20 protein-coding genes are annotated in these 25,991 nt (G+C 70.3%); 3 read left to right on the top strand and 17 right to left on the bottom strand.

Features of this window, described 5'->3' with window-relative positions; genetic code table 11:
- Positions 1–167 precede the first annotated feature (167 nt).
- Positions 168–1,436, top strand: a complete 1,269-nt coding sequence (locus K304_RS0114890) for a SidA/IucD/PvdA family monooxygenase (RefSeq protein ID WP_027764397.1) — start codon at positions 168–170, stop codon at positions 1,434–1,436.
- On the opposite strand, the gene K304_RS0114885 is transcribed toward K304_RS0114890, so the two are convergent.
- From K304_RS0114885 to acnA, 13 genes are all read right to left on the bottom strand, one after another.
- A complete protein-coding gene (locus K304_RS0114885; RefSeq protein ID WP_027764396.1) occupies positions 1,425–2,717 on the bottom strand; it encodes an MFS transporter in 1,293 nt (430 codons plus the stop codon). The two genes, K304_RS0114890 and K304_RS0114885, sit on opposite strands and share 12 nt — an antisense overlap.
- A 33-nt stretch (positions 2,718–2,750) precedes the next feature.
- Positions 2,751–3,989 (bottom strand): hypothetical protein, encoded by a 1,239-nt coding sequence (locus K304_RS0114880; RefSeq protein ID WP_027764395.1) that lies wholly within the window; start codon positions 3,987–3,989, stop codon positions 2,751–2,753.
- Positions 3,986–5,167 (bottom strand): ATP-grasp domain-containing protein, encoded by a 1,182-nt coding sequence (locus K304_RS31730; RefSeq protein ID WP_051308472.1) that lies wholly within the window; start codon positions 5,165–5,167, stop codon positions 3,986–3,988. Before K304_RS31730 ends, K304_RS0114880 begins: the two co-directional genes overlap by 4 nt.
- The gene (locus K304_RS33375; RefSeq protein ID WP_027764394.1) at positions 5,164–6,393 is read right to left on the bottom strand and encodes a hypothetical protein; all 1,230 of its coding nucleotides are present in this window, start codon (positions 6,391–6,393) and stop codon (positions 5,164–5,166) included. Before K304_RS33375 ends, K304_RS31730 begins: the two co-directional genes overlap by 4 nt.
- A 321-nt stretch (positions 6,394–6,714) precedes the next feature.
- A complete protein-coding gene (gene dxs, locus K304_RS0114865) occupies positions 6,715–8,631 on the bottom strand; it encodes a 1-deoxy-D-xylulose-5-phosphate synthase (RefSeq protein WP_027764393.1) in 1,917 nt (638 codons plus the stop codon).
- A 189-nt stretch (positions 8,632–8,820) separates the two neighbouring features.
- Complete coding sequence (locus K304_RS0114860) at positions 8,821–10,116, bottom strand: ABC transporter permease subunit (protein ID WP_027764392.1); 1,296 nt, start codon at positions 10,114–10,116, stop codon at positions 8,821–8,823.
- The gene (locus K304_RS0114855; RefSeq protein WP_037790504.1) at positions 10,113–10,892 is read right to left on the bottom strand and encodes an ATP-binding cassette domain-containing protein; all 780 of its coding nucleotides are present in this window, start codon (positions 10,890–10,892) and stop codon (positions 10,113–10,115) included. Before K304_RS0114855 ends, K304_RS0114860 begins: the two co-directional genes overlap by 4 nt.
- Positions 10,893–11,107: 215 nt before the next feature.
- Positions 11,108–12,202 (bottom strand): sugar ABC transporter substrate-binding protein, encoded by a 1,095-nt coding sequence (locus K304_RS0114850; protein WP_027764390.1) that lies wholly within the window; start codon positions 12,200–12,202, stop codon positions 11,108–11,110.
- A 164-nt stretch (positions 12,203–12,366) separates the two neighbouring features.
- Positions 12,367–13,575 carry an ROK family transcriptional regulator gene (locus K304_RS0114845; protein ID WP_027764389.1) on the bottom strand — a complete coding sequence of 403 codons (1,209 nt, stop codon included), beginning with the start codon at positions 13,573–13,575 and terminating at the stop codon, positions 12,367–12,369.
- Positions 13,576–13,824: 249 nt separating this feature from the next.
- The gene (locus K304_RS0114840; protein ID WP_027764388.1) at positions 13,825–14,754 is read right to left on the bottom strand and encodes a carbohydrate ABC transporter permease; all 930 of its coding nucleotides are present in this window, start codon (positions 14,752–14,754) and stop codon (positions 13,825–13,827) included.
- A 6-nt stretch (positions 14,755–14,760) separates the two neighbouring features.
- Positions 14,761–15,684, bottom strand: coding sequence for a carbohydrate ABC transporter permease (locus K304_RS0114835; RefSeq protein ID WP_027764387.1), 924 nt, complete (start codon positions 15,682–15,684; stop codon positions 14,761–14,763).
- Between the two features lie 84 nt (positions 15,685–15,768).
- Entirely contained in the window at positions 15,769–17,193 is a 1,425-nt protein-coding gene (ngcE, locus tag K304_RS0114830; RefSeq protein WP_027764386.1) for an N-acetylglucosamine/diacetylchitobiose ABC transporter substrate-binding protein, read from the bottom strand.
- Positions 17,194–17,488: 295 nt separating this feature from the next.
- The gene (gene acnA / locus K304_RS0114825) at positions 17,489–20,209 is read right to left on the bottom strand and encodes an aconitate hydratase AcnA (RefSeq protein ID WP_027764385.1); all 2,721 of its coding nucleotides are present in this window, start codon (positions 20,207–20,209) and stop codon (positions 17,489–17,491) included.
- Between the two features lie 261 nt (positions 20,210–20,470).
- Here acnA and K304_RS0114820 point away from each other — a divergent pair, with 261 nt between their 5' ends.
- Positions 20,471–22,000 (top strand): UDP-N-acetylglucosamine 1-carboxyvinyltransferase, encoded by a 1,530-nt coding sequence (locus K304_RS0114820; protein WP_027764384.1) that lies wholly within the window; start codon positions 20,471–20,473, stop codon positions 21,998–22,000.
- A 168-nt stretch (positions 22,001–22,168) separates the two neighbouring features.
- Positions 22,169–22,678 carry a hypothetical protein gene (locus K304_RS29130; protein WP_051308471.1) on the top strand — a complete coding sequence of 170 codons (510 nt, stop codon included), beginning with the start codon at positions 22,169–22,171 and terminating at the stop codon, positions 22,676–22,678.
- Positions 22,679–22,900: 222 nt separating this feature from the next.
- Here the strand turns inward: K304_RS29130 and K304_RS0114810 are convergent, their stop codons facing one another.
- From K304_RS0114810 to K304_RS0114795, 4 genes are all read right to left on the bottom strand, one after another.
- Positions 22,901–23,740, bottom strand: a complete 840-nt coding sequence (locus tag K304_RS0114810) for an alpha-lytic protease prodomain-containing protein (RefSeq protein ID WP_051308470.1) — start codon at positions 23,738–23,740, stop codon at positions 22,901–22,903.
- A 537-nt stretch (positions 23,741–24,277) separates the two neighbouring features.
- Positions 24,278–24,514, bottom strand: a complete 237-nt coding sequence (rpsR, locus tag K304_RS0114805) for a 30S ribosomal protein S18 (RefSeq protein ID WP_027764382.1) — start codon at positions 24,512–24,514, stop codon at positions 24,278–24,280.
- A 32-nt stretch (positions 24,515–24,546) separates the two neighbouring features.
- Entirely contained in the window at positions 24,547–25,722 is a 1,176-nt protein-coding gene (locus tag K304_RS0114800) for a GTP-binding protein (RefSeq protein WP_037790500.1), read from the bottom strand.
- The gene (locus K304_RS0114795) at positions 25,704–25,961 is read right to left on the bottom strand and encodes a type B 50S ribosomal protein L31 (protein ID WP_027764380.1); all 258 of its coding nucleotides are present in this window, start codon (positions 25,959–25,961) and stop codon (positions 25,704–25,706) included. The genes K304_RS0114800 and K304_RS0114795 overlap by 19 nt, the downstream gene beginning before the upstream one ends.
- Positions 25,962–25,991 lie beyond the last annotated feature (30 nt).

The following is a 25,991-nucleotide window of genomic DNA, read 5'->3' as shown; positions in this document are numbered from 1 at the left end:
CGAGGGAAAAGAGCAGAGGGACGCGGGATTTCCTCCGGATATCTTGCCAAGCGCCTCGGGCGTCCTTCACACTTCTGCCGCGGACGCGACCTTGCGCGCAGCGCGGGAGAATTATGGACGGCGGCCGGAAGCGGTCCCGGGGCGAAACACGCGCGAGAAGGGTGCCCATGGAATCGTTCGACCTTGTCGGAATCGGTGTAGGACCGTCGAACCTGAGCCTCGCGGCACTCGCCGAACCGGTCGAGGGGCTGCGGGCCGGTTTTCTCGAGTCGAAGCCGCGCTTCCGCTGGCACCCGGGGCTGATGCTTCCGGACGCCTGGCTCCAGGTCTCCTACCTCAAGGACCTGGTCACGCTCGTCGATCCGACCAGCCGCTTCTCCTTCCTCAACTTCCTCTCGGAGCAGGGCCGCATCTTCCGCGCCCTGGTGGCCAACGGGATGAGCTGCTCGCGGCAGGAGTTCGAGCAGTACTACCAGTGGGCCGCCGGGCGCCTCCCGGACATCCACTGGCAGTCCCGCGTCAAGTCCGTGTCCGTGGTGGGCGACCGCTTCGAGGTGGTCTGCGACTCGGGTCTGACGGCCACGGCCCGCAGCCTGGTGCTGGGCTCCGGGCGGGAGCCGTACCTGCCGCCCTTCGCCGCCGCGTTCCACGGTTCGCGCGTGCTGCACGGCAGCGAGCTGCTGTCCGTCCGCCCCGACCTGGCCGGACGGCGGGTCATGGTGGTCGGGGCCGGGCAGAGCGGCGCCGAGGTGGTGAACTACCTGCTCTCCGAGGACGCGGCGACACCGGCCGAACTCACCTGGGTGTCCAGCCGGGTGGGCTTCCTCCCGATCGACGACTCGCCGTTCAGCAACGAGTGGTTCGCGCCGTCCTACGTGGACTACTTCCACTCACTGCCCGCCGGCCGGCGTGCGGACCTGCTGGGGCGTCAGCGACTGGCCAGTGACGGCGTGTCCGAGTCGCTGCTGCGCAAGATCTACCAGCGCCTCTACCGCCTCGACCACCTGGAGGGCGGCACGCTGTCCCACCGGCTGCTGCCCTGCCGCCGCGTCACCGACCTGCGCGGGCACGCGGACGGGCTCGAGGTCTCGGTGCTGGACACGGACCGCGACGTGCGGGAGACCGTGCCCGCCGACGTCGTCGTCTTCTGCACCGGGTACCGCAGCCGGTTCCCGGACTACCTGGAACCGCTGCGGGAGGCGCTGACCGGGGACGACGGCGGTTTCCGGGTGCGGCGCGACTACTCGCTGGACTGGGACGGGCCGCCCGGTCTCCGCGTCTTCGTGCAGAACTTCGCCGAGGACAGCCACGGCATCGCCGACCCGAACCTGAGCCTTTCCGCCTGGCGCAGCGCACGGATCGTCAACGCGGCCGTGGGCCGGGAGGTGTACCGCACGGACGGGGCGTCGACCGCGACGACCTGGTCATCCGCGTGACGCCGCGCCGCGGTCCGCGGCGGCGACGGCGTCTCCCCCGGTACCGTCCGGCTGCTGCGGCGAGCGGCGGCCCGCCCGCGCGAGGTACCACGCCCACACGGCCACGCCCAGCGCGCTGAACAGGACGACCGGCGTCCAGTGCAGTTCGGACGGCGCCCACTTGTGGAAGAAGGCGAACACGACCGCGGACAGCGGGATCGCACCGGTGATGAACATGCGCATCACGGAGTTGACCCGGCCGGAGATGGCCATCGGTATCGACTCCTGGCGGTACCGGATGGAGTTGATGTTGCTGGCGCCGAGCGCGAACGTCGTGATCACGTAGCCGACGACCCGGACCTGGAGCACCGGTACGGCCATCACCGTGACACCGGCCAGCGCGGCCAGCTGCCAGTACAGGATGCGGCGCTGGAAGGACGACCGGGGGAAGAGCCTGCCCGCGGCCCAGGTGCCGGCGGCGGCGCCGACCGCACCGATGGAGACCACCAGTCCGATCCCGGTCGCGGCCATGCCGGAGTCGCCGAGCAGCGTGATGAAGATGACGTCGAGCGTGCCGACGCCGATGTTCGCCAGCGTCATGGTGGCGACCAGCGCGATGGCGGAGCCGTTGCGCCACAGCCAGGAGAAGCCCACGCTCAGCGCGCGCCGGGGCTTCTCCCCCGGCTCGGCGGGCTCCTCCTCCTCGATGACCACCCGGGGCACGAACAGCGCCACCAGGGCGGACAGCGCGAACAGCGCGCAGGTGAAGACCAGGGCCGTGGCGCCGCCTGCGAGCACCACGATGCCCCCCGCGGACAGCGGTCCGACGATCTTCACGACCTCGCGCAGGGCGCTGTAGTCGCTGAGCGCCTTGGACCGTCGCTCCGGGGTGACGAGTCTGGGCACCAGCACGAAGTAGCTGGAGATGTTCGCGACCACCGCGCCGAGTCCGGAGAGCAGTACCAGCACCGCCAGGACGAGGACGTCGTCCAGGAAGAGGGCGATGAGGCCCAGGCACAGCGCCTGGTAGAGCTGGGCCAGGATGTAGACGTCACGCCGGTCGAAGGAGTCGATCAGCATGCCGATGAACGGCGAGAGCAGGTAGGCCGCGACCCGGGCGGAGAAGGCCAGCACCGTGCCGGCGACCGACTCCGTCGCCGCGAGCACGCTCAGCGGGACGGCGATGGTGAAGAGCTGGTCGCCGCCGCGGGCGAAGAGCCCGGAGGAGACGAACACCCAGAAGTCGCGGCGGCCCTGCGGCGGTTCGGTGAGGACACGCTTCGGCCGGGGCAGGAAACCCATGGCACCTCGTTCTTCCGTGGACGAAGGCGGCTGTCAGGAGCCGCCGGAGGCGGAGCGGTAGGCGCTGCGGACCGCCGCAAGACGTGCTTCCAGGGCGTTCCGGTCGGCGGCGCCGACGACGTAGCGGTCCCGGTAGTCCACGCAGTGGCGGACGCCCTGCGGGCCGCTGCCCGCGATGTCGGAACGGGTGTGCTCGGCGATACCGAGCGCGGCGTGGCGGTCCTCCGGGATGCCGGGGGCCGGCGACGCGCCAGAGTCGTCCGGGTAGAAGCCCAGTACGGCCCACGCCCCGCGCGCCGGGCGGGTCGCGGCGTCGTCACCGAGGCCCGGGTCCACCCCGGACTGGAGCCGGTACGCCACCTCGTTGAGGTTGCAGCCGTAGGCCCGCTCCACGATGCGGTCGATGCCGCCGCCTCCGGGGCGGGCGGCGACCTCGCAGAAGACCAGCGCGTCGTCCGGTGTCCGGAAGACCTCCAGGTGGGTGACGCCGTCGCGCAGGCCGAGGGCCCGCAGCACCCGCGCGTTGGTCTCCCGTATCCGGCCCCACACCGGGTCCGCGTGGTCGACCAGCATGCTGCCGGCCGCCGACCCCGGGGCGAAGTCGCCCGGCTTGGCGAGGTACTCGGACACCGCCGCGAAGCGCACCGCACCGTCCTGCACCACCGCGTCGCAGTGGTACATGGGCCCCTCGACGTACTCCTCGATCTCCCAGCCGTCGCCGCCGGTGCCGAGCGAGGCCAGGACCGCCTCGGCCTCCGCCCGCGAGGCGACGACGTGCACGTCCTCCGCTCCCACGCCCCACCGGCTCTTGACGACCTTGCGGCCCGCGGACCAGTCGAACGCGTCCAGGTCCGCGGGTCCCCGGAGTTCGGCGAACCGCGGCACCGCGGCGGCGTCCGCCGCGACGACCGCCCGCTTCATGGCCACCTTGTCGCGGAAGAGCAGCGTGGTGGGCAGGTCCATGCCCGGCAGCGCGTGGGCGTCGCGCACCCGGGCGGCGAGCAGCAGCATCCGTTCGTGCACGGCGACGATCCGGCGTGCGCCGTGCCGGCGCACCAGCCAGTGGAGAACGGCGAGGACCTGCTCCTCGTCGTTGGTGTCGCAGACCGAGACGTGCGGGAAGCGGACCGGGTCGAGGCCCGTCGTCCCGCCGTACGGGTGGGTGACGAGGCGGACGTCCACCTCGTCGGTGGGGACCAGACACCGGGTGCCGCGGTGGAGGCTCGCATACACGTTGCGGCTGAGCAGCACCACGGGCGCGGCGGCGGTCACCGTACGGTCTCCACGACGACGCGGGCGGCCAGGTCCCGTACGGCGGCGAGTACGGTCGCCGGGTCGTCCCCCGTCGCCAGCACGTGGCCGGCGCGCTGCCGGGAGTCGGTCAGCTCGCCGATCTCGTCGCCGGGGCCGACGTAGAGGTCGACGTCCCGTACGTCCGCTCCCTGCGGGGCGAAGTCCGGGACCCGCACCGCGGTCACCCTCCCGGGCGGGGCGGTGACGAAGGCGATGGCAGCGGCCCCCGCCTCCGGTGCGCTGGTGCAGTCCGCTGCGGTCAGCCCCGCGGACCAGCCGAGGCTCCAGCGCTTGAGGTCCACACCCGTCACCCGCTGCACCAGGCGCGTGATGCCGTCGCCGCCGATCCGGGTGTGCGACTCGATGATCCTGAACTCGCCGTCCCGCAGCCTGAACTCGGTGTGCGCGGGGCCGTCCGTCAGCCCCATGGCGTCCAGGAAGCGGGCCACGCACTTCTCCACCAGCGCCTGCTCGCCGTCGTCCAGGCCGGGGGCGGGGACGACGTGCGCCGCCTCGACGACCGTGGCATCGAAGAGGTGCTTGCGGGTGACGGCCACCAGCCGGTGGGTTCCGCCGGTGCTGAACGTCTCGGCGCTGTACTCGTCGCCCTCGGCGAACTCCTCCAGCAGGGCGGGCGCGCCGAGGTCGAGCCGTTCGAGCTCGGCCGGGTCCGCGACGATCCGCACGTCCCGGCTCGCCGTTCCTTCGAGCGGCTTGAGCACCGCGCGCGCCGCACCCCACGCGCGCATGCGGCGAGCGGCCTCCACGCCGTCGGCCGGGACGGCGTACCGCACCGACAGGTCGGGGACGGTCTGCGCCATCCGCTGCCGCATCACGGCCTTGTCCTGGAAGCGGCGCACCACCTCGGGGCGCAGCCCGGGGGTGCCCAGCGTCTCGTTCGCGACGGCCGCGGGCAGCTGCCCGGTCTCGGTCACGGAGACCACGGCGGACACGCCGAGCGGTGCGACGACCTCCCGCAGCAGCACCCGCAGTTCCTCGTCGCGGGAGAAGTCCGTCGTGTAGAGGTTGCAGCCGATCCGCACGATCTCGTCGACCGGGGAGCCCGGCTGCTGGAGGAACACGGCTACCGGGTCGACCTCGCGTGCGACGGCGGCGATGGACGGGCTCGCCCCGATGACGACCAGCCGCCCGCTCACTGCTGTCCCGCCGCTTCGCCGGCGCACTCCCGCAGGAAGGCGAGCTTGGAGTAGAAGGTCCGCTCCCCCGGGGTGCCGTTCGCCTTCAGGTGGTCCTCGACCCGGCCGGTGAGGTCGGCGATGTCGGCGTCGATGGACGCGGGGTCGAGACCCTCGTGCAGCCGGGAGTGCAGGTACTCGATCTCGAGCTGCCGGAGCACCCGGGGGCCGTCGCCCCCGCTCTCGCCCTCCACCGTCACCTCGTCGATCTCCACTCCGTACGCGTGGCCGGTGCGGGTGGACTCCACATTGACGTCGAACCGGGTCCTCCGGAAATCGGGGAGCCGCCGTACGAGGAGTTCCGGGTATTCCCGGGAGAGGAATTCCTCGAAGGTGGATTCCGTCACCGCCACGCCCCGCTGGAACGTCTCCTCGCGCCGGAGTGCTTCTCGTTCGAAGCGTTTGCGCTTCAGGTTCCACCGGCCGTCCCGGCCCCGGAGAAAGGCGAGATAGCCGCGTTCCCCGGCGGGCTCCAGGACCTCGTAGGTGTGCTGCTCGAAATGCCAGCGGGTGAGTTCGTAGCCGGGCTCCGGAATGAAGTCGCCGAGGAGGCCGCGGTCGGCCCGCGCCCACAGTTCCTTCGTGAGCCGCCATGAGGACGCGCCGGGCCCCAGCGTGATCTTCTGTTCGATCTCGGTGCCGCTCTCGAAGGTGGTGAGCCCGCGCCCCTCGGAGAGGAGGGGGACGGCGTACTCCGACGCCGCCTCCCGGGCGCGCTCGGCCATGGCGACGAGGTCGGCGACCGGGGCGTCCGCCTCGTGCGGGAAGCGCGCCGTCCGCACGAGCAGGATGCCGACCTTGCGCAGCCGGGCGCAGGACAGCACCTCGGTGAAGGGCTGTGCCGCCTGCCGGTGCGTCCGCAGCAGCAGGACGGGGGCCAGGGTGTCCGTGCGCACGTCCGGCGGCAGCACCTCGTCGAGGTGGGCGCCGAAGCCTTCGTCCACGGCGATGCCCGCCCACGTTGCGGCGGGCGCGCCGGACCCGGCGGGCGGGTCGGGCAGGGTGCGGGTCTCCGGCCGCAGGAGGTGGAGGCCGCGCGGCGCCGTGTCGGCCGGTGTGAGGTATTCCGTCGCACGGCCCGCGTCGCCCGGCTCGTCCGCCAGGCGGACCGCGAGCAGCGCCGCACCCGGCGCCGGCCGGACCGGGTACTGCAGCGCGATGTCACCGAGGAGGAGATGCCGGGTCACACGGTGCCGGAATTCCCGACCGGACGTAGGTGACTCCGCCATGCAAGCTCCCAGGGTCGTGTCGAACGGCTCACGACGACCGGTAGGGGAGGCGGAATTCCGCACGGGAACCGGCACGCCACTACCTGTGCGGGAATTGCCGGGAGGGCAACCAGGGCCGGATGGCCTCGAACCGTCGGGCAACGTGAATACAGCGATCGAGTGGCAGCGATCGTTTCAGTGGCATGTCGGGCTGTCAAGGGCCCTTTCCGCGAACCGAGTTGCGGAAAGGGCCCTTGTCGCGAAGTTACCGTTTCGTGTGGACGGAAACCAGGGTGGTCACTAGTGCTGTGGCCGGACCACGGCCGCCTCGTCGTGGAGGCGGCCGTCGAGGCGTGCGACGAGGCCGGTGACCTGACGCGCGATGTCGGGCGCGGTGAGGCCGATGTCGGCCATCACCTGGCCCCGCGAGCCGTGGTCGAGAAACTTCTCCGGAATGCCGAAGTCGCGCAGCGGGACGTCCACCGACGCGTCCCGCAGCGCCTGCGCGATCGCGGAGCCGACGCCGCCGGCACGGCTGTTGTCCTCGACGGTGACCACCACCCGGTGGGCGGCGGCCAGTTCCGGCAGCGCCTTGTCGACGGGCTTGACCCAGCGCGGGTCGACCACCGTGGCGGAGATGCCCTGCCGGTCCAGGTGGTCGGCGATCTCCAGGCACATGGGGGCGAGCGCGCCGACGGAGATCAGCAGCACGTCGGCGGTCTCGGTGTCCGGCCTCCGCAGGACGTCCATGCCGCCGGCGGTGTCGACGGCGGGGACGGCCGGTCCCACGGCGCCCTTGGAGTAGCGGACGACGGTCGGCGCGTCGTCGACGTCCACCGCCTCCCGCAGCTGTGCGCGCAGCTGCTCCGCGTCGCGCGGCGCGGCGAGCCGCAGGCCGGGCACGCACTGGAGCACCGACATGTCCCACATGCCGTTGTGCGACGCGCCGTCCGTGCCGGTGACCCCGGCCCGGTCCAGGACGAAGGTGACGCCGCACTTGTGCAGGGCGACGTCCATCAGCACCTGGTCGAAGGCCCGGTTGAGGAAGGTGGCGTACACCGCGAAGACGGGGTGCAGTCCGCCGGTGGCCAGTCCGGCCGCGGACACCGCGCCGTGCTGCTCGGCGATGCCGACGTCGAAGACCCGTTCGGGGAACTCCTGTGCGAAGTCGTGCAGGCCGACCGGGCGCATCATCGCGGCGGTGATGGCGACGACGTCCTCGCGTTCGCGGCCGAGCTTCACCATCTCCTCGCCGAAGACGGAGGTCCAGTCGGCGCCGGAGGACTTCACCGGCAGGCCGGTGTCGGGATGGATGACGCCCACGGCGTGGAACTGGTCGGCCTCGTCCTGGCGCGCGGGCTGGTAGCCGCGGCCCTTCTCCGTCAGCACGTGCACGATGACCGGCCCGCCGAAGCGCTTGGCGCGCTGCAGCGCCGACTCGACGGCCTCGATGTCGTGCCCGTCGATGGGGCCGACGTACTTCAGGCCCAGGTCCTCGAACATGCCCTGCGGCGCGACGAGGTCCTTGAGCCCCTTCTTCGCGCCGTGCAGCGTCTCGTACAGGGGCTTGCCCACCACCGGGGTGCGGTTGAGGACGTCCTTGCCGCGGGCGAGGAAGCGCTCGTAGCCGTCGGTGGTGCGCAGCGTGGCGAGGTGGTTGGCGAGGCCGCCGATGGTCGGCGCGTAGGAGCGCTCGTTGTCGTTGACGACGATGACCAGCGGGCGGTCCTTGGCGTCGGCGATGTTGTTGAGCGCCTCCCAGGCCATGCCGCCGGTCAGCGCGCCGTCGCCGATGACGGCGGCGACGTGGTCGCCGGTGCGGCGGATCTCGTTGGCCTTGGCGAGGCCGTCGGCCCAGCCGAGGACGGTGGAGGCGTGGCTGTTCTCGATGACGTCGTGCGCGGACTCGGCGCGCGAGGGGTAGCCGGAGAGGCCGCCCTGGGCGCGCAGCTTGGAGAAGTCCTGCCGCCCGGTGAGCAGCTTGTGCACGTAGGACTGGTGTCCGGTGTCGAAGAGGATCTTGTCGCGCGGGGAGTCGTACACCCGGTGCAGCGCGATGGTGAGTTCCACGACGCCGAGGTTGGGGCCGAGGTGACCGCCGGTGCGGGAGACCGAATCGACGAGGAACGTCCGGATCTCCTCGGCCAGCTGCTCCAGCTGCTGCGGGCTGAGCCGGTCCAGATCGCGCGGTCCGGTGATGCGGGTCAGCAGTGCCACCCGTGCCTCCTTGCTTCGAGCTGCTGTCGAGCCGTGCCGATCCGTCGAGTCTAATGTCCCGTTCGCCTGGACGTTCGCCCGCCCGGCCCCGACCGGCCGGTTTCGCGTCACCCGTGCGGACCTGTGACACGCCCGTGCCCGGCCCCTTACGGAGCCGGGCACGGGTGTGCCTGGGGTCGGGACGGCAGGTCAGGTGCGTCCTGCGGTCTTCTGCGTGCGGCGGGAGACGGAGTCGATCACGACGGCGGCCAGCAGCACCGCGCCGGTGATCATGTACTGGATCTCGCTGGCCATGCCGAGCAGGTTCAGCCCCTGCTGGATGGACATGATCACCAGGGCGCCGAGCAGCGCGGAGAGGATCTTGCCGCGGCCGCCGAAGAGGCTGGTGCCGCCGATGACGGCGGCGGCGATCACGTTCATGAGGGTGTTGCCGGCGCCGAGGTTCTTGGTGGCGCCGCCCTGCTGGCTGGCGATGAAGAGACCGCCGAAGGCCGCGAGCATGCCGGCGATGCCGAACACCGTGATGCGGATCTTCTCCACGTTGATGCCCGCCCGCCGGGCGGCCTCCGCGTTGCCGCCGACGGCGAAGATCTGCCGGCCGTAGGTGGTGCGGCGGGAGACGAAGTCCGCGACGAAGAGGACGATCAGGAAGATCAGCAGCGCCAGCGGCAGGCCGCGCGCCCCGGCCGGCTCGTTGAGCTGGTAGGCCGCGCCGAAGGCGATGACGGCGATGACGCCCGCGCGCAGCGCGATCTCGCTGACCGGCCGGTGCGGCAGGCCGGCGGTACGGCGGCGCCGGGTGTCGCGCAGCAGCGCGAAGAGGTAGCCGCCGACGGCGACGAGGGCCAGCGCGTAGGCGGCGGCCTTGTCGCTGAAGTAGTAGCCGGTGATGTCCTGGACGAGGCTGTTCGAGGGCGTGTTGATGCTGCCCTCGTTGCCCATCATCCAGATCTGCAGGCCGCTCCAGCCGAGGAAGCCGGCGAGGGTGACGACGAACGCGGGGACGCCGACCTTGGCGAAGAAGAACCCGTGCAGCAGGCCGATGAGACCACCGGTGGCCAGCGCGATCAGCACGGACAGCAGGTCGTTCAGCTGGTGGGTGACGCTGAGCACCGCCCACATCGCGGCGCCGACGCCGGCCACCGAGCCGACCGACAGGTCGATCTCGCCGAGCAGCAGCACGAACACGATGCCGATGGCCATGATGCCCAGGCCCGCGGTGTAGACGCTGATGTCGCTCAGGCTGCGCGCCGAGAGGAAGGTGGGGTCGAGCGACTGGAAGATGACAGCGATGACGATCAGGCCGATGACGACCGGGATGGAACCGAGTTCACCGCCGCGCACCCGGCGCTTGAAGTCGCTCAGGTAGCCCGCGAAGCCCTGCTGGCGGACCAGCAGCCGCGGGTCGACGGCCTGTTCGGTGGCGGGCTCCGGGGTGCCGTCGGCCTTCTCCTTGGTGACCGTGGACTTGGCGGTGTCGCTCACTTCGCTGCCTCCGTCGTACGTGCCTGGCGACGGGTCACCGCGTTGTCGGTGGCACCGGTGATCGCGGCGATGATCTCTTCGTGGGAGGTGTCCCGGACGGAGAAGACACCGTTGTTGCGGCCGAGCCGGAGTACCGCGACGCGGTCGGCCACGGCCTGGACGTCGGCCATGTTGTGGCTGATGAGGATGACGCCGAGGCCGCGTTCGCGCAGCCGCTCGACGAGGTCGAGCACCTGGGCGGTCTGCTCGACGCCGAGGGCGGCCGTCGGCTCGTCGAGGATGACCACCTGCGGCTCGCCGATCAGCGCGCGGGCGATGGCGACGACCTGCCGCTGACCGCCGGACAGCGAGGCCACCGGGATGCGGACGCTGGGGATGCGGATGGACAGCGTCTTGAGCAGCTCCATGGCGCGCTGCTCCATGGCGACCTCGTCGAGCACGGTGGCGGTGCGGACCTCGCTGCCGAGGAAGAGGTTGGCGACGACGTCGAGGTTGTCGCAGAGCGCAAGGTCCTGGTAGACGGTGGCGATGCCGAGGTCCTGCGCGTCGTGCGGGCGGTGGATCTGGACCGGGCGGCCCTTCCACTCGATGTGGCCGTCGTCGATGGCGTGCACGCCGGCGATGGTCTTGACGAGGGTGGACTTGCCGGCGCCGTTGTCGCCGACGAGGGCGACGACCTCGCCCGGGGATATCTCGAGGTGTACGTCGGTGAGCGCCTGGACGGCACCGAACCGTTTCGACACACCGCGCAGGGCCAGCACGGGTTCGTTCGGCACTGGGTCGACTCCGATCTGTCTGGGAGCGCTTCCGGCGGTGCACGCGTCCCGCCGCCGCGGACGGGCCGGCAGGGGCGGTCGGCGGGGCGGGGAGGCGTACGGGGGCAGGTCGGGGCTCCCGTGAAGGCGGTACGGCGCGGTGCGCCCTGGAGGCGGGCGCACCGCGGGGGCCCGCTCCTCCGGCCCCGGCGGGGGGCGAGGAGCGGGCCGCGGGATCACATCAGGCCGACGGCCTTGCAGGCCTTCTCGACCTGCTTGGTGCAGATCTCCTCGGCCGTGTACACGCCGTCCGCGACGAGGGTGTCCTTGATGTTGTCCTTGGTGACGATCTTCGCGCCGTAGAGCTTGCTGGGGATGCCCTTCTTGCTCTTGCTGTCCACCGTCTCGGGCGCGAACTTCTCGATGCTCTCGCCCTCGAGCAGGGCGACGGCCATCTGAGCGGTCGTCTCGGCCTCGGGCTTGATCGCCTTGTAGATGGTGAAGGCCTGCTCGCCCTTCACGATGCGCTGCAGACCGGCGAGTTCGGCGTCCTGGCCGCCGACGGGGACGTCGGATATTCCGGCCTTGTTCAGGGCGGTGATGATGCCGCCGGCCATGCCGTCGTTGGCGGAGTAGACGGCGTCGAAGCCGTCCTTGCCCAGCGAGGTGATCGCGGCGGACATCTTCTTGTTGGCCTCGTCCGGCGACCAGTCCGGGATGTCCTGCTCGTAGACGATCTTGCCGACCTGCTCGTCGAGGACGGAGTGGGCGCCCTTCTTGAACAGCGCGGCGTTCGGGTCGGTGGGCGAACCGTTGATCATCACGGTGCGGGCGTCCGCGGCGTCGTCGCCCAGCGCCTCCACCATGCCCTCGCCCTGGAGCTTGCCGATGGCCTCGTTGTCGTAGGACACGTAGCCGGAGACGTCGCCCTCGGCCAGGCGGTCGTAGGCGACGACCTCGATGCCCTGCTCGGCGGCCCGGTCGACCCAGGACTTGGTGGCGGTGGCGTCGACGGCATCCAGGATGATGACGTCCGCGCCCTGCGTGACCAGCGCGTCGAACTGCTTCTTCTGCTGCTGGGTGTCCTGCGAGGCGTTGTTGTACTTGACCTCGCAGTCGGAGCACAGCTCCTTGATCTTGTCCGTGATCAGCGGCCGGTCGAAGGCCTCGTACCGCGTCGTCTTGTTCTCCGGCAGCAGCAGACCGATCAGCTTCTTGCCGTCGTCCCCACCGTCACCGCTGTCGCCGCCGGCCTGCCCGCAGGCGGCCAGCGAGACGGACATCGCGATGGCGGCGGTACCGACGAGCACGCGGCGCGTCCTTGCCTTCATCCTTCACAACCTCCCTGACGAGGCCGCATCGGTGCGGCCGAGGTGGCGTGAAGTCAACTCTCCGTGCATCCCGTCGTCAAGAAGTAAATCCTTAACGAGACGGCAACGATGCCATGCGTTACGAGCGTGAACGCAGCGCGCTCACCGCGACATCGGGCGACATCTCACACGGAGACGGACGCGGCGGCAGGCACGGAAGGGACAGAGGAGCCCAGAAGGGAGGAATCGCCCATCTCGCTCAACACCAGGGCGAGCGCCCCCAGTACCTCCGCACGGCCGCCCAACGTGCCCGGGGCCAGCGTGAGCTGGCGGGCGGCGCTGGGAATGGCGTAGCGCGCCACCGAGTCGCGCACCGGGTCCAGCAGGAGGTCGCCGGCCTCCGCGAGGTCGCCGCCCAGCACGATGCGGCTCGGGTTGAGCAGGTTGCACAGGCTCGCGACACCGGAGCCGATGTTCCGGCCGATGTCGGCGACCACCCTGCGGCAGCCCGGGTCGCCGTCCCGGGCGAGCCGCACCACGGCCGGCATGGTGATGTCCGCGCCGTGGCTGGAGTGCAGCAGCGGCAGCACGTGGCGGGCGGCGGTGAAGGTCTCCAGGCAGCCGCGGTTGCCGCAGCGGCAGACCGGACCGGACTCGTCCAGCGTGATGTGGCCGATCTCGCCCGCCGTGCCGCCGGGGCCGCGGTAGATCTGGTTGTTGATCACCAGGCCCGCGCCGACACCGCTGGCGATCTTGATGTAGGCGAGGTCGGTGGCGCCGCGGCCGCTCCCCCAGACCTTCTCCCCCAGCGCGCCGAGGTTGGCGTCGTTGTCGACGTGCACCGGCACGCCCAGGCGCTCGGCCAGCTCCTCGCGCGGATGGGTGCCGGCCCAGCCGGGCAGGATGGCGGTCGAGCCGAGCGCGCCGGTCTCCACGTCGATCGGGCCGGGCACGCCGAGCCCGACGCCGACGACCTTCTCCAGCCGGATGCCGGTGGCTCCCAGCAGCCGGTGCACCAGCGCCTCGGCCCGGTCGAAGCCCTCCTGCGCGGAGGCGTCCACATCGATGGGCTCGGCCTCCTCGGCCAGCACCTGGTGGGCGAGGTTGCCGACGGCCACCCGCAGGTGGGAATGGCCGAAGTCGACGCCCACCACGGTGCCCGCGTCCCCGGAGAGGGAGACGCTGCGGGCCCGCCGCCCTCCGGCCGAGGTCGGGGTGACGTCCACCGTCCCGCCGTCCTTCAGCTCGCGGACGATGTTGGAGACCGTCGCCGCGGACAGGCCGGTGGTGCGGGCGATCTCCGCCTGAGTGAGGGACCCGGCCATCCGGACGGCGCGAACCACCCGTTCCAGGTTCGCCCGGTGCAGTGAGGACTGCGACCCCGGAGTCTCCACGTGACGCTCCACTCCCGCCTCGGCGGGCGGCGCGACCACCGCCCGTAGCCGCACCGACGTGTCCCTGGAGCGGCCTGCTTCCAACATCTGAACTCCAAGCAGAGCGCTGAGGGTTCTCTCCCGTCAAGACCTTGAGTGAGGTCGACGCTCAGATGTGAGCGATCCTACGGGCGTGAGCAGGCACGCCGACCGGCGGGTACGGCCCGTGGGCGGGCCGTACCCGCCGGTCGGCGGAGTGTGACGAGGGCGCTACTTCAGGGCCCCCGCGGTGAGGCCGGAGACCACCTGGCGCTGGAAGACGATGTACGCCGCCAGCACCGGCAGCATCGCCATGACCAGGCCCGCGAAGAGAGCGGACCAGTCGCCCTTGTAGCCCTGGCTCACGGCGAGCTGCACCAGTCCCTGGGAGAGCACCTGTTTGTCCGGGTCGGTGTTGAGCACCGTCGGCAGCATGTACTGGTTCCACTGCCCGAGAAAGTTGAAGATGCCGACGCTGACCAGGCCGGGCTTGGCCATCGGCAGCATGACCTGGAAGAACGTCCGCGCGTGGGACGCGCCGTCGATCATCGCGGCCTCGGCGACCGAGCTGGGCAGCGTGCGGAAGAAGGCGGTGAGGAAGAAGACCGTGAACGGCAGCGAGTAGGCGATGTAGGACAGGATCAGGCCGTGCCGGGTGTTGAGCAGGCCCATGTTGTTCATGACGTAGAACAGCGGCACCAGCGCGAGGATGATCGGGAAGCTCATCCCGCCGATGAAGAGGAAGTACAGGAAGCGCTGTCCGGGGAACTCGAAGCGCGCCAGCACGTACGCCGTCATGGAACCGAGCAGCATGGTGCCGACGAGCGAGCAGCCGACCACGACGACCGTGTTGCCGAAGTAGTCGCTCATGTTCGCCTGGTTCCAGGCGCGCGACCAGTTCTCGAAGTGCAGCTCGGTGGGCAGCGCCCAGGGCGAGGTGAAGATCTCCCGGTCGGTCTTGAACGAGGTCATCACCGCCCAGAGCAGCGGCATGGCCACCATGAAGCCCCACAGCACGAGCACGCCGTGCGAGAAGACGTTGAGGGTGGTGCCCTCCTTCTTCGGCTGCTCGGGAGCGGGGCGGGAGGCGTCGTCCTTGGTGACGGCCGGGCGCGTCGGGTCCGGGCCGGCGCTGGGCAGGGGCTTGTCGGTCGTCTTCATCGGTTCTCAGTACTCCAGTCGCTCGCGCCGGCCGAGCTTCAGCACGATGGCCGCGAAGGTCAGGGTGACGATCAGCAGCGCGACGCCGATGGTGGTCGCGTACGCGGCCTGGGCGTCGGAGAAGGCCGTGGTGTAGACCTCCAACGGCAGCACGGTCGTGGCGTTGGCCGGGCCGCCGGGCCCGACGGTCATGATCTGCACGACGGCGAACGCCTCCGGGCCGAGTGCCAGGATGCCCATGTAGATCCAGCCGGACTGCACGGTGTCCCACAGCAGCGGCAGGGTGATGCGGAAGAACGTGGTGAAGCGGCTGGCGCCGTCCAGCAGCGCGGCCTCGTAGATGTCGTTCGGGATGGAGGACATTCCCGCGGAGAAGAGCACGACGAAGAAGCCCACCGTGCACCAGAACAGCACGAACATCACGCACCACAGCGCGAGGTCCGGGTCGCCGAGCCAGTTCGGCTTCCATGACCCCAGTCCGACACCCTCCAGGCCCGCGTTGAGCGCGCCGTTGCGGGGGTTGTAGACGAACTGGAAGAGCAGCGCGACGATCGCGATCGACAGCACCTGCGGGAAGAAGTAGACGATCTTGTAGGTGGACGAGCCGCGCACGCCGCTGACGGCCGCGCCCTTCCGCTTCCGCCCGCCGACGTTGATCATGAAGGCGAGGAACAGGGCGAAGCCGATCGTGATCACCGGCAGCAGCGCCAGGAACAGCAGGCTGTGGCCCAGCGCGTCCCAGAAGTCGCTGTCACCCAGCATCTTCTGGTAGTTGGCCAACCCGACGAAGGAGAATTCCGGACTCAGCCCGGTCCAGTCCGTGAAGGAGTAGTAGATGGACTGGATGAACGGCCAGACGACGAACATCAGGTAGATCGCCAGGGGTACCGCCAGGAACCCCGCGATGAACCGGTACTTGCCGTGCTGCATGCCTTCTCGGCTCCGATCGGGTAGTGCGGGGGAGGCGGCTGCGCGGCGTCACCGCGGCCGGGGGCCGCGGTGACGCCGCGGGGGTCAGCGCGTGTAGTGCTTGACCGAGTCGTCCTCGCGGGCCTCGTCGGTGAACTGCTGCGCCTTCTTCATGCACTCGGCCGGGGTCATGCGGCCGGCCATCATCTCACCGAGGCAGCCGGTGCCGATCTTGTCCTTGTGCAGCGAGACGTACCAGTTCGGGATGCGCGGGTTGACGATGTTGTCGCCGGCCGCCTCCAGCACGCCGATCGCCGAGTTCAGGCCCGGGGGCAGGTCCAGGCCGTCGGTGCCGCCGTCCAGGGCGGTGAGCGAGGAGACCTGCTTGACGAAGTTCTGGGTGGCCTTCTTGCCCAGCAGGACGCGCATCTGCTCCATGCCGCCGGTCGGGTTCTTCGCCTTGGCCGGCACGATGAACGGCTCGCCGCCGGACGCCCAGGTGGTCTCGAAGGGCATCTTGTCGCCGCTGTCCAGGCTGGACGGCGGAGCGACGCGCATCTCGAAGTCGTCCGGGGTGGTCTTGGCCGTCTCGTTCTCGACCCAGGAGCCGTTCGGGATGAACAGGGCCTCGCCCTCGTTCCAGGCGGTCTGCGACTGGATGTGGGTCAGGCCCGGGGTGCCCTGGAGGATGTAGCCCTTCTTGTGGAGCTCGTAGTACGCCTCCAGCGCCGCCTTGACCGCGGGCTGCTTCCAGGCGTCCGGCTCCAGGTTGTCGATCTTCTTCAGTACCTCGTCGCCGCCGATCTTGGCCATGAACGGGTACAGGGAGAACGGCAGGTAGTAGGGGTACTTGCCGGGGTAGGTCCAGCCGGCGACGCCCTTCTTCTTCGCCTTGGCGCAGACCTTGAGCATGTCGTCCCAGGTCTTGGGGTACTCCTCGCCGATCTTGTCGAGGTTGGTCTGCGAGTACCACACGCCGTACACGGTGTAGGCGTAGTTCAGGACGTAGCACTGCTCCCCGTCGTACTGGCCCATCTCGACGATGCCCGGCCGGAGGGTGTCGCGGACCTTCACGGACGCGTCGTCGATCGAGGGCGCGTCGAGCAGGGGGCTGAGGTCGGCGAGCTGCTTCTGGCCCACCAGGACGCCCATGTCCATCTGCTCGGCACCGGAGTTGTCGATGAGGTCCGGCGGGGTGCCGCCGTTGAAGCGCGGCTGCAGCACGGACTGGATCTTCTGCGTGCTCTTGACGCTGACCTTGGCCTCGGGGAACCGCTGCTCGTAGATCTTCGCCGCGTCCTTGGCGTACTGGGTGCCGAAGCCGCCGTCGAAGATGTAGACCTCGAGCGCCGCGGTGCCGTTGACGGCGAGCGGGTTGTCCTTGCTCTTCTCGCCCTTGTCGACCTGGTTGCTCTCGCCGCCTCCGCTGGCGCAGGAGGTGAGCGCACCCACCGCGGGGACGGCGATCAGACCCGCGGCCGCGGCGCGCTTGATGAGGTCACGGCGGTGGACGTCGAAAGTGGATCCCATTGCTGCCCCTTTGCTGGGTGATCCGCCCTGTGGCTGTAAGACGGCGTCCGCTCTGCGCACGGCCGCTCGGGTGCCGACAGGTATAGTCCACTTCTCGCCAGCGGGGCAAGATCGTACGCGCTTGTTCGTGCCAGTCTTTCCCGAGTTGAGACCTCGCGCGGCGCGCCACGCCGCAGGGCACGCACGACGGCGCCGCACCCCGCCCGTGGGAGGGGTGCGGCGCCGCGTTCACGAGGTGAAAACGTCCGGCCGCGCCGGCGTCACCGCGTGCGGGTGACGTGGGTCACCCGGCCGGTCACTTGGCGATCAGCGACCGCAGCACGTACTGCATGATGCCGCCGTTGCGGTAGTAGTCCGCTTCGCCCGGGGTGTCGATACGGACCGTGGTGTCGAACTCGACGCCGGTGTCCGTGGTGACCTTGACGGTCTCGGGGATGCCGCCGTCGTTGAGCGCGGTGACACCCGCGAAGGAGAAGGTCTCCTCGCCGGACAGCCCCAGTGACTGGGCCGAGGCGCCCTCCGGGAACTGGAGCGGCAGCACGCCCATGCCGATGAGGTTCGAGCGGTGGATGCGCTCGTAGGACTCGGCGATGACGGCCTTCACGCCGAGCAGGGCGGTGCCCTTCGCGGCCCAGTCGCGGGACGAGCCGGAGCCGTACTCCTTGCCGGCCAGGACGACCAGCGGGGTGCCCTGCTTCTGGTAGTTCTGCGAGGCGTCGTAGATCGTGCTGACCGGGTAGCCGTCCTGGGTGAAGTCCCGGGTGAAGCCGCCCTCGGTGTCGGGCGCGATCTGGTTGCGCAGCCGGATGTTGGCGAACGTGCCGCGGATCATGACCTCGTGGTTGCCGCGGCGGGAGCCGTAGCTGTTGAAGTCGCGCCGCTGGACGCCGTGCTCGGTGAGGTAGGTGCCGGCCGGGGAGTCGGCCTTGATCGCACCGGCCGGGGAGATGTGGTCGGTGGTGACCGAGTCGCCCACCTTGACCAGCACGCGGGCGCCGGAGATGTCCTCGACCGGGTCCGGCTGCTCGCCCATGCCCTCGAAGTACGGGGGCTTGCGGACGTAGGTGGACTCCGCGTCCCACTCGAAGGTGTTGCCGGTGGGCACGGGCAGCGCCTGCCACTGGGCGTCGCCGGCGAACACGTCGGAGTAGGACTTGGTGAACATCTCCTGGCCGATGGCCCCGGCCACGACCTCCTCGACCTCCTGCTCGGAGGGCCAGATGTCCTTGAGGAAGACCGGGTTCCCGTCCGAGTCGGTGCCCAGCGCCTCGGTGGTGATGTCCACCTTCATGGAGCCGGCGATGGCGTACGCCACGACCAGGGGCGGGGACGCCAGGTAGTTCATCTTGACGTCGGGGTTGATGCGGCCCTCGAAGTTCCGGTTGCCCGAGAGGACGGAGACCACGGCGAGGTCGTTGTCGTTGACCGCCTGGGAGACCTCCTCCGGCAGCGGGCCGGAGTTGCCGATGCAGGTGGTGCAGCCGTAGCCGACCAGGTGGAAGCCGAGCTTGTCCAGGTACGGGGTGAGGCCGGCCCGGTCGTAGTAGTCCATGACGACCTGCGAGCCGGGCGCGAGAGTGGTCTTGACCCACGGCTTGCGGGTCAGGCCCTTCTCCACGGCCTTCTTCGCGACGAGCGCGGCGCCGACCATCACGTAGGGGTTGGAGGTGTTGGTGCAGGAGGTGATCGCGGCCACCGCGACGGCGCCGTGGTCGATCTCGTACACCTGGCCGTCCGGGCCGGTGACCTGGCTGGGCTTGCTGGGGGCGCCGTTGGAGACGGCGGGGGCGTCGGAGGCCGGGAAGGACTCCTTGCCGGCCTCGTCCAGGTCGGCGTCGGAGACGAAGTTGCGCACGTCCTGGCCGAACTGGTGGGCGGCGTCGGCGAGCGCGATCCGGTCCTGCGGGCGCTTCGGGCCGGCGATGGACGGCACGACCGTGGCGAGGTCGAGCTCCAGGTACTCGGAGTACTCCGGCTCGTCGGCCGCGTCGTGCCAGAGGCCCTGCTCCTTGGCGTACGCCTCGACCAGGGCGAGCTGCTGCTCGTCGCGGCCGGTGAGCTTGAGGTAGTTGATGGTCTCGCCGTCGATCGGGAAGATCGCCGCGGTGGAGCCGAACTCCGGCGACATGTTGCCGATGGTGGCGCGGTTGGCGAGCGGCACCGAGCCGACGCCGTCGCCGTAGAACTCGACGAACTTGCCGACGACACCGTGCTTGCGCAGCATCTCGGTGATGGTGAGCACCAGGTCGGTGGCGGTGGTGCCGGTGGGCAGCTCGCCGGTGAGCTTGAAGCCGACCACGCGCGGGATCAGCATGGAGACCGGCTGGCCGAGCATCGCGGCCTCGGCCTCGATACCGCCGACGCCCCAGCCCAGCACGCCGAGGCCGTTGACCATGGTGGTGTGCGAGTCGGTGCCGACCAGAGTGTCGGGGTAGGCCTGCCCGTTCCGGACCATGACGGTGCGGGCCAGGTGCTCGATGTTGACCTGGTGGACGATGCCGGTGCCGGGCGGGACGACCTTGAACTCGTCGAACGCGGTCTGGCCCCAGCGCAGGAACTGGTAGCGCTCGCGGTTGCGGCCGTACTCCAGCTCGACGTTCTGGGAGAAGGCGTTGGGCGTGCCGAACTTGTCGGCGATCACCGAGTGGTCGATGACCAGCTCGGCGGGCGCGAGGGGGTTGATGCGGTCCGCGTCGCCACCCAGCTCCTTCACGGCCTCGCGCATCGTCGCGAGGTCCACGACGCAGGGCACGCCGGTGAAGTCCTGCATGATCACGCGAGCCGGCGTGAACTGGATCTCCTGACTCGGCTGCGCCTTCGCGTCCCAGCCGCCCAGCGCCCGGATGTGGTCGGCGGTGATGTTGGCGCCGTCCTCGGTACGGAGCAGGTTCTCCAGCAGCACCTTCAGGCTGTACGGGAGGCGGGCGGAGCCCTCGACCTTGTCCAGCTTGAAGATCTCGTACGACTCGTCGCCCACCTGCAGGGTGCTGCGGGCGTCGAAGCTGTTCGCCGACACGACAGTCTCCTTTTGCCTGTGCTTAGGCTAGCCTTGCCTAAGTGGCGCGGCTCCCCGTCACGGTCGCCGGGGTGCGCCTTCCGCCAGATATCTCGATGTCGAGATAACTCTAGTACACGACCGCGGCACGGTCACGCCCCGGCCTGCCGACCGTACCGCTCCCCTGCCCGCGTGCCCGGATTCCGCCTCGTTCACCCGTTCGGACCTGAATCGGCGCGCCAGCGTTCGTCGTTATCTCACATCTGAGATACGGTCCTTGCCATGACGGACGACTACCTCGCACGCATCGGTCAGCTGATCCGCGACGCTCGCCAGCACCGCGGCTGGACACAGTCGCAACTCGCGGAGGCACTGGGCACCAGCCAGAGCGCGGTCAATCGCATCGAACGCGGCAACCAGAACATCAGCCTTGAGATGATCGCCCGCATCTCGGAGGCCCTGGACAGCGAAATCGTCTCCCTCGGCTACTCCGGCCCGATGCACCTGCGCGTCGTCGGCGGGCGCCGCCTCTCCGGCTCCATCGACGTCAAGACGAGCAAGAACGCGTGCGTCGCCCTGCTCTGCGCCTCGCTCCTCAACTCCGGCCGCACCGTGCTGCGTCGGGTCGCCCGCATCGAGGAGGTCTTCCGCCTCCTCGAGGTGCTGGGCTCCGTCGGCGTGCGCACCCGCTGGCTCAACGACGCCGGCGACCTCGAGATCGTGCCGCCCGCCGAACTCGACCTGGACGCGATGGACGCGGACGCCGCCCGCCGCACCCGCAGCATCATCATGTTCCTCGGCCCGCTGCTGCACCGCACCGACGCGTTCCGCCTCCCCTACGCCGGCGGCTGCGACCTCGGCACCCGCACCGTCCAGCCGCACATGATCGCGCTGCGCCGCTTCGGCCTGGACGTCACCGCGACCGAGGGCGTCTACCACGCCGAGGTCGACCGCTCCGTCACCCCCGACCGCCCCATCGTGCTGACCGAACGCGGCGACACGGTCACCGAGAACGCGCTGCTGGCCGCCGCCCGCTACAACGGCGTCACCGTCATCCGCAACGCCTCCTCCAACTACATGGTCCAGGACCTCTGCTTCTTCCTGGAGCAGCTCGGCGTCCGCGTCGAGGGCATCGGCTCCACCACTCTCACCGTGCACGGCGTCGCCCAGATCGACCGCGACGTGGACTACTCCCCCTCCGAGGACCCGGTGGAGGCCATGAGCCTCATCGCCGCCGCCGTCGTCACCGAGTCCGAACTGACGGTGCGCCGGGTGCCGGTGGAGTTCCTGGAGATCGAGCTGGCCGTCCTGGAGGAGATGGGCCTGGACGTCGACCGCAGCGCGGAGTACGCGGCGGACAACGGCCGCACGCGGCTCACCGACCTGACGGTCCGTCCCTCCAAACTGGAGGCGCCGATCGACAAGATCCACCCCATGCCGTTCCCCGGCCTCAACATCGACAACGTCCCCTTCTTCGCGGCCATCGCCGCCTCCGCCCAGGGGCAGAGCCTCATCCACGACTGGGTCTACGACAACCGCGCCATCTACCTCACCGACCTCAACCGCCTCGGCGGACGCCTGCAGTTGCTCGACCCGCACCGGGTCCTGATCGAGGGCCCCACCCGCTGGCGCGCCGCCGAGATGATGTGCCCGCCCGCCCTCCGCCCCGCCGTCGTCGTCCTCCTCGCCATGCTCGCCGCCGAGGGCACGTCCGTGCTGCGCAACGTCTACGTCATCAACCGCGGCTACGAGGACCTCGCCGAACGCCTCAACGAGGTCGGCGCCCAGATCGAGACCTTCCGCGACATCTGAACCGCCGATGCCGCCGCATCCGGCCCGACCGGCGGCTCAGCGGGCCGGGCGGGAGTGCGGCATCAGTCCTCTGTCCGTCCGCCCCGCCGATCCGACGGGGCGCTGCGGCTGACGCACCGTCCGGGACCGGCGGCCGAGCGACGTGTGCATGCCCATAGGCTGGCGGGCATGACACACGACGACGACCACGAACCCGTCTTCGTACGCAGCCGGTGGGGGACGAACCACTACACCTACAACACGAAGAACCCGGTGGGAGTGGTGCTGATCGTGGCCTCTCTCCTCGCTGTCGCGGGTTTCGTGCTCGCCATGCAGAACAAGGCCTCGCTCAGCGAGGACGAACTGCGTGACGCCGTCCACACCGCCGCGGAAGCCCTGGAGCAGGAACCGCACACCAGGGCGTCGTTCGGCGGCTACTCCGGTGCGGTCGAGGACGCCCTCGACGACGCGGTGGCCAGTTCCGACAGCACCGTCGGCCCCAGGGTCGAAGCAGTCGGCGACTCCGACGACTACGAGGTCACGGGCAGCTCCCCCGAGACCGACACGGACGCCGCGTACTGCATGCACATCACGCCGTCCGTGTCGCCGGAGGGCGGCATCGGGATTCCGACGGAAGGCGGCGGCGCGGTACTCGAGGAGCACGACCTGTCGGTGAGCGTCAGCGAGGGACGCTGCTGAGCGTTCCCGTTCCGGCCGGACGGGGCGACTGACGGCGATGACCGGCCGGATGCCGGCCGACCGGGCCCTGCCCGCTCCGGGACACACACGCAGGCCGGTATGTGCGAAACGGGTCGGTGAACGGTCGTGCAGGCCCCGCCCGGTGCACGTCATGCCGCCGGACGCACGGGGGCGGGCCGCCCCGAAGGGGCGGCCCGCCGTGGTGGTGCTGTGGGGTGCGCGTCAGATGATGCTGACGCCGTAGGCGCTGAGCGCCTCGGTGACCGGCTGGAAGAAGGTGGTGCCGCCGGAGGAGCAGTTGCCGCTGCCGCCGGAGGTCAGGCCCAGGGCGGTGCTGCCGGAGAACAGGGCGCCGCCGCTGTCGCCGGGCTCGGCGCAGACGTTGGTCTGGATCATGCCGTACACGACGTCGCCGCCGCCGTAGTTGACGGTCGCGTTGAGGCCGGTGACGGAGCCGCCGTGCAGGCCGGTGGTGGAGCCGCTGCGCTGGACGGACTGGCCGACCGAGGCGTTGCCGGCGCCGGTGATCTCCTGGTAGCCGCCGTTGTACAGGTAGACGCGGCCGTCCGCGGCACCCGGGTTGGAGTGCTGGATGAGGCCGTAGTCGTTGTTCGGGAAGCTGGACCCGACGGTGCTGCCGATCGACCAGGAGCTGCCGATGTTGGTGCAGTGTCCGGCGGTCAGGGCGTACTTGGTGCCCGCACTGTCCTGGACGTTGAAGCCGAGGGAGCAGCGGCTGCCGCCGGTGGTGATGGCCTCGCCGCCGGCGATGTACTTGGTGAACTCGCCCTTGGTGCGGTTGATCTCGAGGGCGGAGTCGGTCTTGACGGTCTGCTTGATCTTGGCGATCTCCGCCTTGCTCACGGTGCTGTCGACGGTGACGACGACCTTGCCGGACTTCGCGTCGGTGTACCAGGCGGTACCCGCGATGTCGGACTTCTGGACGGCGCTGTCGACTGCCTTGAGCTGGGCCACCGTGGCCTTGGGCGCGTCCGCCTCGGCCGCAACGGCGGTGGGGGTGACGAGCGCGCCGACCGCCAGGAGTCCGGTGGCCACTGCCATGGTGCGCGCGCGCCCTGCGAATCTGATGCTCACGGAATTCCTCCGGTGGTGCTGTGGGGGAACGGCCGGTGGGGACGGCCGTTGCCCAGCGCTTACATTGACATGTTTGCGCCAGACGCGGACCAGCATTCCGGACTGCTCGCCGCGACAGCAAGGTGTGTTTCAGGTCACGGCTGCGGACGGCCTCGCTCCCGGACATACGGGGTGAAACCGACCGCATGGACCGGCCGGCGGATCGAGCAGAGCCGCCACCGGGGCGACGGCACGCACGACTTCGGCATGACGTGCGACCACCACCTGCGGACGACCCGTGCGACGGCTGAGCAGGCCGTTCGCCGCGGGACGCAGGCACCGACGCCCGAGACGACGCGGTCCAGCCCCCGCGAACCGGCCACTGCACGCGTCCACAACCGGCCGAATGGCGGAAAAGAAGCGTTTGGAATCAGCCACCGCACCCTCCCTGCGCCGAAGACGCGGCACGCCCCACACGGAGCGCACGGCCCGCACGCTGACACACCGTCCGTGAAGCGGGTCGGCCTACCTGCCGGCGTAGGGCAGCAGTGCCATCTCCCGTGCGTTCTTGATGGCGGTCGCGATCCGGCGCTGCTGCCGGCGGCTGACCCGCGTGACGCGGCGGCTGCGGATCTTGCCACGATCGGAGATGAACTTCCGCAGCAGGTCGGTGTCCTTGTAGTCGACGTACGTGATGCCCGCGGCGTCGAGCGGGTTGGGGCGCGGCTTGAGCGGTTTGCGGGTCTTGCGGCTGTGTGCCATGGCGGTCTCCGGTGTGGTGCGAGGGTCGAACGTCATGTCGGGGAGTCGAGGAGGGAGGCGAACGCGGCGGGGAACTCTGCCCACGCTGCACGCCCCGCGGCGTACTCGGAATCGGTCAGAAGGCATGAGGCAAGGAGTCGGCGCACGCCGTCGCGGTCCAGGTCGGGTGAGGTGAAGACCAGGTGCTGACCGCGGTCCCCGTGTTCGGGGTGCCAGTCCAGTGCCGCGGCTGCACGGCGCATGGGCGGGATCATCTCCCATGCGGCGTCGGGCAGTGAGGCGAGCCAGGGCCCGGCGTTCTCCACGCAGAGGGCGCCTCCGGCGGCGTCCCAGGCGAGGAGCGTGTCCGGGCGATCGGCGAGCCAGAACCGGCCGCGGCTGCGCGCGGCGGCGCAGGTGAGTTCCTCGAGCGCGGCATGGAGCCGCTCGGGGTGGAAGGGGCGATCGCCGCGCCAGACGAGGGTGGCGACGCCCGCCTCGTCGGACTCCTGTGGGAGCAGCGCACAAGCGGGGTGCTGCGCGGCGGCCGCCGCTTCGACGTCGAATCCCGTGAAGGCGAGGGTCGTGACGTCTTCTCGCTGGACGCGCACACGGCGGGCAGTGGGATGGAGTTGGGCGAGGAGGGCGTAGTCCTCCGCGTCGGCGTGCTCGCTCTCGACGAGGGCGTGGACGGGCGGGTACTCCAGCTGTCGGGCCCAGGTGTCGGCGATGGTGCGCTGATCGCTGGCCGCGACGGCGAGTCCGGCTTCGGCCAGGTCGTCGCCGTTGGCGAGACAGGGGAGCACGAGGGCCGGGTCGACAGCGGTGATCACGTTGGTGACTTCGAGGAACTCGCCCCCGTATGTGCTGATGACCTCGGTCATCGCCTTCGGCTCCACGGAGTCCCAGAGTTCGACGACGGCGAGGCGGTGCAGACCGCTCGACGCGAGGCGCTCCAGTTCGGGCACGAGGTCCTCGCGCAGCGCGCAGCAGGCACAGTCGTTGACGAGTGGTGCCGTGCCGGAGGAGATCTCGCCTGCGGCGTCGCGGACGGTGCGCCGTACGGCGCCGTCGGCTGCGGCCCGCGCCAGGTCGTGGTGGAGGGCGATGCTGTGGGGGACGTCGTGCAGCAGCTTGTGCACGACGTGCTGCCGGGCATCACTGTGCAGGCCGGCGACGAGGACGACGGCCAGCCGGGAGGCGACGGAGTTCACTGCGGGGCCTCGCATCGTCCGTAGCGACGTTCGAAGCGCTCCACACGACCGGCCGTGTCCACGACGCGGGCGTTGCCCGTGCAGTAGGGGTGACCGGCGGAGGAGATCTCGACGTCGATGACGGGACAGGTGGTGCCGTCCTCCCATTCGATCGTCTTCTCACTGGTCACCGTGGAACGGGTGAGGAAGGCGAAGTCGGCGGCCTTGTCACGGAAGACGACGGGGGCGTAGCGGGGGTGGATGACGGGCTTCATGGCGGTGTCCTGGGGGTCTCGGGGTCCGGG

The sequence above is a fragment of the Streptomyces sp. CNS606 genome (assembly GCF_000426325.1).
This window is presented reverse-complemented; position numbering and strand designations above follow the sequence as displayed.